Source organism: Enterococcus sp. AZ197, assembly GCF_050556405.1.
GTDB classification, from domain to species: Bacteria; Bacillota; Bacilli; order Lactobacillales; family Enterococcaceae; genus Enterococcus; species Enterococcus faecalis.
The window spans coordinates 776,716-791,035 of sequence record NZ_CP187873.1 but is presented as its reverse complement, the minus strand read 5'-3'; the positions used below and the strand labels follow the sequence as shown (position 1 = coordinate 791,035).

Sequence of the window (14,320 nt, the reverse complement as noted above, 5' to 3'; positions counted from 1 at the left end):
TTCCTCACCCCATCGCTAATGCGTATAAACAATATTCTTGTTCTAAATCCAACATGCTTCGGATATCCTCATCATAGAAACCTCCTAAAGGAACACTAGAAACATCTAATAAACTTGATACAATTTGTAAATTCTGGCAGATATGACCTGCTTCCAAAAAGGAAAGTCTGTATGCCAGTCTTCCATATTTTGAAAACAACGATTTAAAACTCGTTGTAAAAAAGAATAGGCAGTTGGCTTGTTTAAATTGATTGCTAGTATACTTGCTTGTTGAGCAGATCTTGTTGATAAGTTCAGGTTCCATTTCTTTTACCTGAAAGAAACTTTCTTCTTCTGGTAGATATCTCATCACTTTCCCATTCAATTTTGAATCAGCAAAGTTTTGCAAATACATGTAGATATTTATCGAATACTCGCCCCCAGCAGAAGCGTAGGCCTTTTTCAATACCTTATGCGGACCATACCAACTCTCACTGGTAATTCCCAGTGCCGCCTTCAAAACTAAAGATAACTTATTTACAGTCAGTTTTTTATCAAACTCCCAGGAAGTCCTCCTCTTCTTGAATATTCCTTTCAAAAACCACTCTTGCTCTTCATCAACAACTGTCAGCTCGTCTAAAGTTATTCGATTACCTAAAGGTAGTTCCTCTTTTTTTGGTTCATAGACCCGTTTCACACCATTTGCAGACATATTAGAATCACTATGAGCTGTTGAAAGATGAAAGTCCAAAAATTCCTGAAAGCTAAAATACGGGTCCTGTTCTTTTTTCCACATTAGGCCACCAACATTTCTTTTCCCACTATTGAATGGGCAATTTCAGCTTCAATTCCGGGAATTACAGACAAACGATTATTCGTCATATGAATATGTGAGCTGATTAGGTATAAAAACATTTCTTCATTATTAATCATTGCCCTCGCTTCTTCCAACACCTCTCTAATTTCTTTGAAGAGTTTGGCTTCTATTGAATTTTTCATTTTATCTTGAAAAGACTCATATATTTTTTTCACTTCATGCAAATTGAGATTCAAATCTTCCATCTTATTTAAGGAATGCCAATAATGATAATATCTATTTAAAAAAGCTTCCTTTTCTTTTGGTGGACAAAGCTCTAAAAATTCGTGAAAAATATAATAGGAAAATAAAATCCTAAAATTAAAGGTATTTTTCTTTCTTAACCAGCAGTCCACTACTTCCGAAGAAAGTTGAAAAACCTGCTCTGACAGTTCCAATAACACCCCATCACCATAACGTTCGATTTCTGGTATATAGTTTCTTTCAATAATTGTGCCTTGTCCATACCATGGCAGATTGCCAACTTCGGTTTCTTCCCCATCAAAAGTCTGATTTTTATAATACAATTCTGCTGTAATAACCGATTCACTTGGAATATCCGAACTGAACTGATTCAAGAGTTGAATTACCTCTGTCTTTCGTTGGCCTTGCTCATCTTTGAATCTAATCCTCACATGCGGTCCACCATGCCAATATCTGATAAAAAACCATTGAGTCTCCGTCTTTTTAAAATAATCCGCTAAACTTTTGATTACTTTATCTTGAAGCGTAACTGAGTGAAGATAAAAATAGATTGATTCCATATTATTTCTCCTTTTGATTTTGAATAGTCTTAAGCTGCATTAACTATTTTCTTTATTAACTTGTTAACACTCCGCTCTCTTTTTCCTGTCGTTTCAAAATGATACGATGTATCACATCAAATATAATTTCTTATTCCATTCATTTTTTCCAATCACCTGTAGATAAGTGATCTCTTCATATTCAGGAAAATGATTCAAAAATGTACAATCATCAATATTCCTCAAACATCTTGACGCAAAATCTTCTGAAGAAAACGACAAGGCCGCCTCACTCATGATTTCAGCTGAATGAATGAAACTAAACAGCTTTTCTTTAACCGTTAACGTCTTTGATTTTTTCAAAGCTGTTACTAAAATATAACTGGATGATTGAATATCTATATACTCCAGTGAATCATGCAGCAGCTTTTCAACGTTTTCCAAAGGGTTTTCTTTCCAAGATCCTTGACTAACGTTGAAAACACTGTTTTTTTCAACATCAAATAGCAACGTTTCAATTGCTGGAAAAGAATTTATTTTTTTGATTCCTTCTATTACTGAATCTAAAGAAAATGGTTCTCTTTCAAAAAAGCATAATCCTTCAAATGATTGAAAACTTGTTCTTTTATTAATGACTGACAAATAGTCTTTTTGTACTGAGATGTTCAGACCATTCCTAATCAATCTTGTGTCATCTGCAAAAAGTTCTTTAATAAGCGAGTCATAGGATGTTTCGTCAAACCTCATTTTTCCAGTAGGGCGAATTCTTAATCCTTCTTCTTGTTCGGGCAGACTCAGGTTCCTTACCCCTGTCATTGTCAATTTAACCATTGGAAAATAATTTTCATCGAAAAATGGAGTAATCATTGAATGAACGAAGGAAGGAAAAAATTCTGCTTCATAATTTTCTGGATTATTCGTTTGAATAAGGTGTTCAAAATGATTTAATTGATGTCCAGAATCCAACAATGATAACAAGAACCCAAACCTTCCATAATACTTTCCAATAGCTAAATGATTGTACATAATAAAATAAATCAATTCTGCTTCTTGATAAAAGCGGTCTGTTTGTTCTTTAAAAATCAGAACGAATTCCTGTTCACCTTTACTATAGATAAACCAACAGCTCTGGTTTTGAGCCTTAATATTAAGTAACGCTACATTACTTTGAATACTCCGGGCTGATGGAACACTCGTATGAAGAGCATATGGATTTTCTGGTTCTAATCGTGTAATTCCTAAAAAATGATCAATGTTTACAGCACATTCTCCTGTCAGTAAATCACTCAAATAAGTTGGATTGTGTAAAAATTCAAAAGGACAGCTTGTATAGGAAGGAAGAGACTCTACTTGAATCGTTTGATATCTTTCTTTCAAAAAATCAACAAAATAGTCCTTTGATTTAAGGGAATGGGTGTGGTTCATCAAAATGCCCTCCTTCTTTGATTCTTGCTGTATTTTTGTAACTGGAAGCTATTACCGCCTGATCAATTCGTTGCTGATTAATTCTCTTATTTTCATAGCCAAAGTACATCGTCTGCATATTCGGAATAATAACCTTCGTTACAATAAATCCTAAGTGATTAATCAACTCATTCTTTATATCACAACAATAAATTGATCCGATCCCTTTCATTTTATCAACCACTTTGTCTAAAGCTTCTTTATCAGTTTCAACAGTATCCTTTTTAAACAGATTCTCTACTGAAAACAGCTCATTTGACTCAAACAGAAAATCGTAAACACCGATTGCTTCTGGTTTAGAATAATAGTTAAAATGATCCGATAATGAAAGGACTTCTGCTTTTGTCGCATACTCTTTTTTACCAACAGCCGAGTTGCTTTTGTATACGTTATGGGCAACAATAGCTTCTTTCAATGCTCCTTCAATTGCAACTTCATAATTCAAATGTGCAGCTGCACTTACATAGGTTGCAGGCTTTTCATTCTTAGAAATCACCAAACTTAATATTGTTGGAACATCAATATCAAACCGCATATCAAACAGATATACGTGTTTATTTTCTGCTTCAAATTCTTCAATAATCTTTTTTTGTTTTCCATTTAAGCTCTTTTTATCAATTTGTCTCAATGGGACTTGTTTATGCCAAAACGTTAGAAAGGCATCTCGTTCAATAAATTCAAACAAGGAATATAAAGCTGCCTCGTAATAGGAAGAGCCTAATGCTACCCCATTGCTAGTTTCATTAACCATAATCTCTGGATCATTTACTAAGAATTTAAAGAACTGTTCCGGTTGCCAAACTTTTTGTTTACTTCCTAATTCTTCCACTTCAACTGTTAGAAATTCTTTATCTAAATATGCCGCTAGTTCTTTTCTTTGTGCATGATCAGTAATAACTTTATTCAAACGTTGTTTCATTGAATAATTTTCTAAATTATAAATTCCATAACGTTCTAGTGCTTCTAAAATTGCCTGACTTTCTGCTTTTTTAAATGTCTCAGCTCGTCCAAAACCTGTTTCTGAATCTTCAAAAAATGGTGATGGTTTAAACTCCACGCCAACCATTGCATATTCTTTGGAACTGATATCCTTGTAAATATTGAAAAATGTGCCATATTTATTATCAAACAGCTGGCTTTTAATCTGTTCAGTATCCACATTTTCTTTGACTCTTATTGTTTTTGAAACTTTGTTTTCTTTGTATAACCAATCAGGCAAGTCCGCTTTTGTATAGATCGGATGCCTTAAAATTGTTAAATCCTGATTATTTATTTCATACAAGCAATCAGAGGATTCCTTCGTTTGAATGGAACGATGCAGCCGAACAATTTCTGCAGTTATTTCACATAAGGTCTCGTGCTCCGTCTGATCATCGGTTAAATCAACTCCTTTGTTATATTTCAGATTTCTTAACATATATTTTTGTGAAACATCCGATAAAGGTGTCTGACTGAAAAAATATCGATTTTCAATTTTGTTCATTTTTCAACTCCATTCCGTTAATAACTAACTACTTGATTACTTTTTTCTCCATTTGATTGAAGATCAGGTAGAAATTCATCTACTATTTTTTCCAGAACTTCAAGATAATCCGTACCGAAAAAGGTAACTTCTGGTCGTTCGATTCCTCTTAAAAATGCTTTTCCAACATATTGACTATTTTTCTCCCTTTCCACGCTATATGTCAAAAAAAAGCTTGGATGACGTTGTAGAAAGTCTAAAGCACGTGAGATTTTTTCTTCCTTCTTCATCTCACTCACTTGAGCTGCTATTTCTCGAACTGCTCCATCCTGATCTAAAACATTATAATTAATCATTTGTAAATCGGAAGTGAACATAAATGATCCATCATATTTTGAGTTCGAAGACAAACGATCAATCATAAGAATTTCTGCATACTTCTCTAATAAATTTTCTACTTTTAAATTCTTTCTGCCTCTTGATTTTCTTCTTTTTAACTCCTGCTGCAGTCGAGTTAAATCTGCTAATTCCTTTAACAATGTGATGCTGTTCTCTTGATAACTAGACGTTATTACACAACTATCTTTCACAAATTTAAGTCTCTCAACACTTCTTTGATCTGTTACAAACTGTAAAAAAGGAACGTCGGTAGCTAAATACTTTCGAATAACTTCTGCATAATCACTATAATTTCGTAAAATATACATGTTTACAGGAGTGGTCTCAATATCCCTTGGAAACATGACTATCGCTTGAACTTTCATCAAAAGATACAATGCTTTGATTACTTCTTTTTCTTGTGTTTGGATAAATGTTTCTCGATCTGCTGGTTTATGAAAATATTGGATAACTTTTTTACAAGCACCAATAGAACAACTTTTCTTAGATAGGTGATACTCCTTTTGTCCAACTCGTAAAATAATCATTGTACCGTCTTCTTTCAAAAACGTATTACCTTTGTAGACTAAGTTCATCTTTCCTCTCCTTCCAATACAGAAATTAGGTTATAGGATGCCAACAAACGCTTCGGCGTATTAAATCCAAAATCAGGCAATAACAAATACATCACATTGACCAACAAGCGATACTCTTGAAATTGCTCTGAAAAATAGAATTTCAAATTTGACAGTTTAAATGATTCTTTGTGAAACTCACTATATCTTCGGAACCCTAACATGCTAAAAATATTTGTTAGTTTAATCTTTTTCAAAAGTCTCTTTTGTCCCTCCATGAATTGATCGATCACATTCTGCCACTCATGAAGAAGCTCATCGGCCTGCTCATGACCAGTCAGAAATGATTGACCTTCTCTCACTCTATCTCTCATAAGTTCAAATTCTTCTTCATGTTCCAAGTAATATTGTTCGAACATATTATGATAATTTTCCATTTCTTTTCTTCGAATATTGATAAACCCTAAATAATGGGATTTGAAGGAAAGATAACCCCGATAGGAAGTTCCATCTAATTTTTTAGAGCAAGTTAAAAATAAGGACACTAAGAATTTTTGTTTTTCTAATTCTGATAATTTCTCAACGAGGAGTGTGGTTTTATCAATCAACGCTCCTTGCTCAAATAACCAGCTGTTCACCATCTTTTTCGCTTCCTCTGAGTAGTATTCTCCCTCCCTTGGAACTTCCTCTAGTTCATCCATTGTCACGGTATAATTTTGATACCTTCCTGCTTTTTTTGAAAATCCATTCATTCGACGAATACTCTCCTGATTTTCAAAATAGATTTTTTTCTCAGAAAATTGGATGCTGTACATTTTTCTAAATTTAGCTAATCTCTTTTCAATCGCTACCTGCATAAGGACTGCTTCTTCTTTCAGCCCCTGAATATAAATATCAACAACAGGGCCAATCTCTAGCGTACGATGGAAAAAACATTTGTTATTATGATTTTGCTTACGAAACTCCTTCATTTGCGGGATCAACTCTTCATTAATAAACTTCTGTTTAAATATATTTTGAGTGTTGAGCGCAACTGTTATTCTATGAATCTTCTCCATTTATCACTTTCACCTCTTTCATGTATTCACTTGCACTTATATTTTCAGGTAAAATTTCTGAAATCAGCAAATCTTCATTGGTTTTTACTGTATTTAAGAATAGCTTGTACAACAATACATTATTCAAATCAATATATTGAGGTTTATTGAATTCAAATGAGATAGAATTAACCTGATCTGTTACAAATTGCTTTTTACGCGATTGAATAAAGAAAGATGAGCCAATACCATGGCTTCCTAATTTTTCTCTTATTGAAAGGTACAAATGTTCTTCCGTATTATTTGAATCATTTTTAAAGTATTCTGCTTTACAATAAAGGTGCCCCCGCTCCAAAACAATATCCTTGAATTTCATTTGCGGACTTCTAATAGCTAATTGATCTTTTCTTTGATTTATCCAGAACAACGATAGATCATTAATAAAGCTGATATTTGAAAAGATAGAAGTAATAAACGCAAACTTCCCTGGATATAAGGCACGAATTAAACTTGAAGAAATAACAGGTTTATATTTTTTTCGTCATACTGAAGTACAAAATCTCCATCCTCAAATTCAAGATTTGATCGTTCTTCATAAATATGCTTTTGGAAAATATCTTTTTCTCCATTAACTTTAGATAAGCCATCCATATATCGTGTTTCATAATATGGAATATCTACTACATTTGCGTTAAAAGCTAATGGCTCATGCAGCTCTGCAATTTCATGATGATTGCTTTGATAAAAGTCTTTTACTTCGTTACTATAGGATTCTAAAATATTCGTATATCGTAAAAACCTTTGATAAAAACTTCCATAACCAGGATAAATCTTATTAATGATTGTCTGTTTTTGCTCATCATTTTGATAAAAAACAGAATAATGACCTTCCCTTTGAATCTCGTTTTTTTTCAGTTTTAGACTTAATTCCATTAATTTTTTTGTAAGATCCAAGACATTCTTTTCATCAATATGCTCAGTCAAATATTCGACCAATTCGTTTTGTAAACCAAACAAAAATTTATTGAGGGAGGAGTTCGTTTCAAAATGATGCCAAGGATTAGCCCAATACTGACCGTATTTCAAATTCACATCCGTCAACACTTTTAAAATTGCTGGATGGTTCATTTCAATCAGTTCGTTTTCTTTGTACTTTTCTACCTCCACTGCAAATTCATTTTTGATTTTTTCATTAATATCAAAAATTGGAAATACACTCAACAGCTCTTCCATATGTTCAGAAAGAATATCCGGTGAAGCAGTTGCCTGGTCATTTGAAATAACATTATCCCCATACACCAGCAATTGTCTGGATGGAACTTCAATCCCAATTAACGCAGAAAGTGATTCATAATTTGAAATAATTTGATTATATTTATCAATGGAAAATCCTTCATTAATTTTTTCAAACAATGTTCTAAGAGTTAAGCTTGAGTCAATGACTTGATCGATCGATGCCGAATTCTGTCTAAAAATGGCAGTCATTGTTTCAGAAAATTCTTGGATAATATCAATATGATCCGTCAATTGTTGATTAAGCTCTAAAACACCTAAATCATGTAATTTTTTCACGACTGCTTTCGCTCGCTCTACAGTTATATCAAAGGTTTCACAAAAATATGAAGTTGTAAATAATTGATCCGGATGTTCCAGCAATACTTCAATCACTTCATTACTTTCGGATTTATGCAGTACATCTTTTGATTTAAAAATCTTATAGTTGTCGCTTTCGTTCTTAAAAATGTACAAACCATCATCACTCATTTTAGTGATTCGATTATTTACTTTGAATTGTGCATACTCAAGATACTCTTCACTCAATAACAAATGCTCTAATGCGCGATGGAAGAAAACATAGTTAGGTGTAATTTGATTTTTCTTTACTTGATAATTAAATTCTTTAATTTGGTCAGAATAGAATTTGACTGTATTAAAATAAAAATTGGGACTAGTTTTTGTTGTTGCTTTCGATACTACTTTCATCAATGGAATTTCGACTTTACGCAACTTTTTCTTTTTTCCTTCAAATTCTCCATTTAAATACTTTTGAGTATTTTTGTACAATTCTTGATTCGTTAGATACAGCATTTGTTGAATTCCCTGATTTTTTATCAAAAATTTTTTCAATTCTTCTCTGTTTGAAAACTCAGCTTGTTTCAATGCTTCACTTAACAAAACAAATGTTTCTTGACAACGAATACGATACTCTTCATATTTGACGAGCAATGGTTGGATATCTTTCCATTCTGGAATGTTCTGAAATCCTTCAAGAGAAATATCCAGGCTTTGCCTTTTCAATTTTTTTCTCAACTTTGAAAGTTGGTTTTTATTAAATAAATCTTTCTTATTCCCCAAATCCAGTAACATAATTTGACAAAATTCATTGAATTTCATTTGTTGTTCTTCATATTCTGCATATGTTTTTTCCATTTTATTCGCGTCAGTATAGAGACCTTGTGCATCATATTTATTTCGTTCAATGATGATAGGGTGAGTCATTGTTTCCTGAGTCATACAAAATTATTCCTTTCTTTCAGTTTTCTTACTAAATTATTTCAGAAGTATCTGCTAAAGGTAGTAATCCCTTATTTTCTGATTTTTGCTTTAACGAAATCCTTCCTTTTTTCCATTTGTAAACAACCAAGGCATACAAAATACTTAAAATCAAACCTAATACAAGATACGATTTCCAGATATTGGCGCCATACATTTCTTGCATACTTGAGTCCCAAAAAGTTCTCAAAATTAAATTTGAGTGATACAGTGGATTAAATTCAGCTGCTGACTGAGCCCATTTTGGTAAACTCATCAAAGGGATTGAAGCATCTGAAAGCATAAACATTGGAAAGAATGCCGCCATCATTGTAATTGAATACGTATTAAGTTTATTTACTAAAAAGGCAATACCCACTCCCAAAGACAAGGAATAGAGAATAAAGACCGTATACATTGCTACAAATCCAAGACGCCCTAAACCGATTGGAATAGAAAATGAGAAATGTGCAACGAATAAAATCAATACAAAACCAAGAAAAGCCAGCATAAATGCTTTAGACAAAATCACACCAATAAAGCGCGTCAATGAGATAGGTGTTGTTAAAATACGGTTATAGATTCCTTTTTCCTTATCTGAGATCACTTGATTTCCCACATTAAATACAGAGGTAGAGAATAGAACCAGCATACAGAACCCTGGAATATACATAGAAAAGAAATCTGCTGCTCCGTAATCTTGTGAAGAATACAAACTGCCAAAGAAAAGAAAACTTGCTACTGGCATTACCAAACTGAAAAGCAGGTAGAATGGCTGTCTTAAATAGATTTTGAATTCAACTTTTAGTTGTTGTAGAATACTTGCTATCATAATTAATACGCCCCCTTATTCTTTTCTAAATAAAATTCATTCATATTTGTATCATATTTACTTAAAATATCAGAAAGTTTGCCACACTCGACCACTTTTCCTTTTTTCAAAAAGAGTAGATGTGTACAATTTGATTCAACTTCGTCCATATAGTGAGAAGATAAAAATACAATATTATTTTTTGCAAACCGATGAACAATGCCCCATAATTCTTTGCGGGCAATTGGATCCAATCCTGTAGTAGGTTCATCCAAGATCATGATTTCAGGATTATTCAAGAGAGCTAATGCAATATTGACTTTTTGCCTCATTCCACCAGATAAATCTTTATAAAATTTGTGACTGTACTCTCTTATTTGAGTAATGTCTATCAACTCATCAATATCCACAGTTTCTTTATAAAAGGAAGAAAATAGTTTTAATAGCTCAATAACTTTTGCATCATCATAAAATGCATTATTTTGTAAAATAACTCCTAATTTTGATTTATATTCTTTATCAATTTTTACATTCATTTTCCCGCCATCTTCTTTTCTTAGACCGCATAATATTTCTAATAGAGTAGTTTTTCCAGAGCCATTGTGTCCAACGACCCCAACGATTGAATTTTTGGGAAAATCAAAGCTTACTGACTGAAGAGCTATTGTTTCTCCATAATTTTTCGTAATTTGATCAGCTGTAATGTTCATTCCTATCTATCCTTCCTATTTCATTTCAACAGGAATGTGCAGGATAACTGCTTTCCCACACGATCTAATACAATAAGAAACAAAAGCGACTTACTTTAACTGTGCTGTAATTTTTTCAAAAATTAGTAACTAGTCATTATCTAGAACTATTTTTTTATTTAAAGTGAATCGCTATTGTTCGCTCTCCCGCTAAAATTATTTATTCATTTCTACAGATTCTTTAATCACGTAATACTGATTGATGAGTTGCTGCAGCATGATGTTGATGCACAACATGAACAACTGTTACATGATGAAATTCCACTTGATGCTGCTGTTTCAGACAAAGTAATCGTTTCATCAATTTCGATTAGTTCAACTTCGCCAAATAATTCATCCAATTCTTCTAACTGGTTCTCAACTTCTAATTCTTCTGCCTTCATTCTGTTACTTCCCTTCTTTATTAAGTAAAACTTACTGATGAGCTGCTGCAGCATGATGTTGATGCACAACATGAACAACTGTTACATGATGAAATTCCACTTGATGCTGCTGTTTCAGACAAAGTAATTGTTTCATCAATTTCGATTAGTTCAACTTCACCAAACAATTCATCCAATTCTTCAACTTCCACATCTACTGTTTTTAATTCTTTTTCCATTCGTTAAACCTCTTTCTTCTATTTTTTAGAACAGCCACTCGCATTTCTTATATGTTGTTCTATGCTTTTATTATAGGTTAACTTTATTCAAATCTATGGTTCCATCAGAAAAAAAGGCTCCCAGCTCAATAACGTTTTTTTTAGCAAAAAAGAAACGATTCTGTTAACAGAATCGTCAGATTATAGGTTAAAGTGTACATAAAATCGATTTAAACTAACGAACTTCATAGCTATGGCTAATTCTGTGGAACTCCTTTTTCTAATAAAGCAGTTCATATGAAAGAATTGTTCGCAAATTTTATAATCAAGTTAGTCACCAAAGAAATAAAAAGACAGTCAAGTGAAAAATCGTATATTATTGAGGTTCCAACACCAAAACTCGTTGGAAAATACTAGACTGTTCCACTCAGACGTCCACCTCCCAGTTGACTACCCAATCAACAGCAGAACAAAGAGATAACAGACATTTTCACTTTTTCGAAAAGTGGCTGACTTATTCTTGAATTTTAGTAAAATGTTTCAGTTGAAAAAAACTCAATTTACTGATTTATAGACATAGGTCCTATAATTTAAAGGATCGATAAACCAACTATGATTCATCAAATCATTAACAAAAAACTATGAAGAAAACAAATTAAGTTCTTTCATAATTCGTGTTCAATTTAACTCAGCAGTCCTATTTTGCAACACTAGTGTTGCATGAAACATTAGATGTTTCACAGATGAGAATCACTAGCAGTTCAACGACAGAATGATTCTTTTCTGCTTTTTTACAGAGAGTAATCTTTAACAAATTATCTACTTTCATTCTTTGATTCCTACTAAAAACTTCGTTATACTAACTCTTGGATAACTTATCTAAGATGTTAACGAACACGCTAATATGTAGGAAAATGGCCAAATAAAAATGTAGGTTTTCGTTCCAATTTGATACGCTTTTCTCACGACAATTCATAGGAGTAGTGTAAAGTGAGAAAAGATATCTATGAAGGAGTGTTATTACACATTATGAGTGAAACAAAACCTAATTATAAGGTATTAGCTAGGCAATTCAACTGCGATTATCATACCATTAAACGTTATCATGGAGCTGGAATTAGTAAAGAACTTCCCATCCTTAGTAAAAGAAATCAGAACAAAAAAACTTTAACTGATGATTACTAAGCAATCATCATCGATAAACTCTCGTTAGGTTGTTCCTCTACAGCGATTTATCATTTTATTTCTAAAAAAGGATATTCAGGCAGCGAAAGGACTATTCGCCGTCATTGCAGAAATATCCGTGAAGATAAGATTGAAAAGGCAACGATCAGAATTGAAACGACCCTGTGTTATCTGCTCAAATTGATTGGAAGGAAGATATCAAGTTAGTGCTGAAAACAGGAGAAATCGTCACCTGTAATATTTTTCTCTATATCGAATGAAATACTTAGAAGTTACCTTTGATCGCTCTCAAAAGACGTTATTCCAGCGCTTGAATCAAACATTTTATGAAACTGGAGGTATTCCTCAAGAAATTTGGTTTGACAATATGAAAAAGAATCCATTTGAAAGAGCAACCAGACCTAAGGCATAATGTACTCGAAAAGAAAAGGAAATAAAATTTTACACCAGCGAATAAGTCCAGCTGGTTCTTTCTTATTTAGAGAATAAAGTTAAGCAAGTCAACAGTAAAAATTTACTCTATAAATATTTCGCTCAATGGGACTTAACTATGTATAGATTATTAGAATTTAGTGGTATTCGTGGTGGCGAAGTGTTGGCATTAACTTGGGAAGACGTGAATTTTGAAAAAGATTACTAACGATCAATAAAACGTTATCACTAACTAAAAATGGTTATTTTGTCTTACCTCTTAAAAACAAAATCTTCTTATAGGGGAATTTCTATTGACCATAAAACATGCAAACTTTTAAAATGATGGTAGCTTAGACAAATAGAATTTTTTTCCAAGCTAATACAAAAAATAAGAATATCATATTCTCAGATTACAAAGGACAATATTCACAACGTCAAGCATTATATCAGCGCTCTTCTAGATTATTTACTTTTATAGGATTGCCGAATATAGGCACGAATAGCCGGAGACACACTCATGCTTTATGAAGCAGGTGTGCCTATGAAAGAAACACAAGAACGATTGGGACACGCTAGTTTGGAAATGACAAACTCGATCTACACTAATAGAAGAATGCTACAGCTGAGAAATTAGCTAGATTTGCTAACTTCTAAATGAATCAAGGTTAAAGTCAAGGTCAGGTATCTGTTTATCCTAATAAAAAAAAGACTCCACCCCTTGCCACACAAGGGATAGAGTCTTTTTATATAAAATTCTATTGAGCTACTGGATAAACTGATACTTTAAGATTTATTTTTTCTAATAATTTCTAATTTTCTTCAACACTTATAAAATAGGCGTTTGTATTAAATTCTATGTTCTGATAGTTTCTATATTTTCTTAAAGAGTATGGTCAAAGTATGGTCATTTCATACCTAGACGAATAAAAACAATCTTAATATAATATAGTTAACTACTAGCAAGGAGTTGATTTCTATGAAATCAACTTATGTAGGAACAATTCATAAAATTAAGGTATTAACTACTTATCCAGAAATGTTAGTCCGATTTTCTTTGCAAACTCAAAAAGAGACTATCAACTGCATTATTTCTAAAAAAGAATTGGCGGATGAATTACTCATGTTACCTGATGGCTCAGAGCTTGCTGTTTATGGTAGGTATAATCAAAAAAGGCAACTGGTTGTGGTGAAAATGTGTGTGCGGAAAATACAAAAAACTATTCCTTAAACAAGGAATAGTTTTTATTTTTACATATATTGTTCTACATGTTCAATTTCTTTTTGTAATTCTTTTTCATCGTACTTATCATACTTACCAGCTTCATGTGCAATCTTTTTAATTTCATGCATAGCTCTTTTCTCAACAAGCCATTTTTTCATACTATGTTTTTTTGCATCTTCATTTAGAGAATCTAATTCTTCTAAATTTGAATCCAGTTTGTTCAAAACATCTGCAATTTTTACTAATGCTTTTGCTTCTTTTTCTTCATAGTTTGACATAATAGATAACACTCCTTAAGTATTTGATACTTTAAGTCTACTCCTCTATTATTTT

15 protein-coding genes are annotated in these 14,320 nt (G+C 32.4%); 2 read left to right on the top strand and 13 right to left on the bottom strand.

Translation table 11 applies throughout. The features are described from left to right. Positions 1-4: 4 nt before the first annotated feature. The 12 genes from IGK82_RS03895 to IGK82_RS03840 form a co-directional block, all read right to left on the bottom strand. The gene (locus tag IGK82_RS03895; protein ID WP_010777480.1) at positions 5-775 is read right to left on the bottom strand and encodes a SagB family peptide dehydrogenase; all 771 of its coding nucleotides are present in this window, start codon (positions 773-775) and stop codon (positions 5-7) included. Further along, the gene (locus tag IGK82_RS03890) at positions 775-1,599 is read right to left on the bottom strand and encodes a lantibiotic dehydratase C-terminal domain-containing protein (RefSeq protein ID WP_010777479.1); all 825 of its coding nucleotides are present in this window, start codon (positions 1,597-1,599) and stop codon (positions 775-777) included. Before IGK82_RS03890 ends, IGK82_RS03895 begins: the two co-directional genes overlap by 1 nt. Before the next feature lie 111 nt (positions 1,600-1,710). Further along, the gene (locus IGK82_RS03885) at positions 1,711-3,003 is read right to left on the bottom strand and encodes a hypothetical protein (RefSeq protein WP_057086628.1); all 1,293 of its coding nucleotides are present in this window, start codon (positions 3,001-3,003) and stop codon (positions 1,711-1,713) included. Beyond that, the gene (locus IGK82_RS03880; RefSeq protein WP_016622711.1) at positions 2,981-4,525 is read right to left on the bottom strand and encodes a YcaO-like family protein; all 1,545 of its coding nucleotides are present in this window, start codon (positions 4,523-4,525) and stop codon (positions 2,981-2,983) included. Before IGK82_RS03880 ends, IGK82_RS03885 begins: the two co-directional genes overlap by 23 nt. A gap of 17 nt (positions 4,526-4,542) precedes the next feature. Then, the gene (locus IGK82_RS03875; RefSeq protein WP_016622712.1) at positions 4,543-5,478 is read right to left on the bottom strand and encodes a hypothetical protein; all 936 of its coding nucleotides are present in this window, start codon (positions 5,476-5,478) and stop codon (positions 4,543-4,545) included. After that, on the bottom strand, positions 5,475-6,515 hold the full coding sequence (locus IGK82_RS03870; protein WP_016622713.1) for a hypothetical protein: 1,041 nt from the start codon (positions 6,513-6,515) through the stop codon (positions 5,475-5,477). The genes IGK82_RS03875 and IGK82_RS03870 overlap by 4 nt, the downstream gene beginning before the upstream one ends. Next, positions 6,499-6,870, bottom strand: a complete 372-nt coding sequence (locus IGK82_RS03865) for a hypothetical protein (protein WP_250652916.1) — start codon at positions 6,868-6,870, stop codon at positions 6,499-6,501. The genes IGK82_RS03870 and IGK82_RS03865 overlap by 17 nt, the downstream gene beginning before the upstream one ends. 128 nt (positions 6,871-6,998) lie before the next feature. Continuing rightward, the gene (locus IGK82_RS03860) at positions 6,999-9,008 is read right to left on the bottom strand and encodes a hypothetical protein (protein WP_265612501.1); all 2,010 of its coding nucleotides are present in this window, start codon (positions 9,006-9,008) and stop codon (positions 6,999-7,001) included. A 31-nt stretch (positions 9,009-9,039) separates the two neighbouring features. Then, positions 9,040-9,858, bottom strand: coding sequence for an ABC transporter permease (locus IGK82_RS03855; protein WP_016622715.1), 819 nt, complete (start codon positions 9,856-9,858; stop codon positions 9,040-9,042). A 2-nt stretch (positions 9,859-9,860) separates the two neighbouring features. Next, positions 9,861-10,547, bottom strand: a complete 687-nt coding sequence (locus tag IGK82_RS03850; protein WP_430605152.1) for an ABC transporter ATP-binding protein — start codon at positions 10,545-10,547, stop codon at positions 9,861-9,863. Positions 10,548-10,771: 224 nt separating this feature from the next. After that, positions 10,772-10,969: a thiazolylpeptide-type bacteriocin gene (locus tag IGK82_RS03845; protein ID WP_010777471.1), complete on the bottom strand. Its 198-nt coding sequence runs from the start codon at positions 10,967-10,969 to the stop codon at positions 10,772-10,774. Positions 10,970-10,989: 20 nt separating this feature from the next. Beyond that, positions 10,990-11,187 (bottom strand): thiazolylpeptide-type bacteriocin, encoded by a 198-nt coding sequence (locus IGK82_RS03840; protein ID WP_010777470.1) that lies wholly within the window; start codon positions 11,185-11,187, stop codon positions 10,990-10,992. Between the two features lie 969 nt (positions 11,188-12,156). Here IGK82_RS03840 and IGK82_RS03835 point away from each other — a divergent pair. Then, complete coding sequence (locus IGK82_RS03835; protein WP_016622718.1) at positions 12,157-12,351, top strand: hypothetical protein; 195 nt, start codon at positions 12,157-12,159, stop codon at positions 12,349-12,351. 1,390 nt (positions 12,352-13,741) lie between these two features. Next, positions 13,742-13,993, top strand: coding sequence for a hypothetical protein (locus IGK82_RS03830; protein WP_349518934.1), 252 nt, complete (start codon positions 13,742-13,744; stop codon positions 13,991-13,993). Between the two features lie 20 nt (positions 13,994-14,013). On the opposite strand, the gene IGK82_RS03825 is transcribed toward IGK82_RS03830, so the two are convergent. Further along, a complete protein-coding gene (locus tag IGK82_RS03825) occupies positions 14,014-14,265 on the bottom strand; it encodes a hypothetical protein (RefSeq protein ID WP_002403783.1) in 252 nt (83 codons plus the stop codon). Between the last annotated feature and the right edge of the window lie 55 nt (positions 14,266-14,320).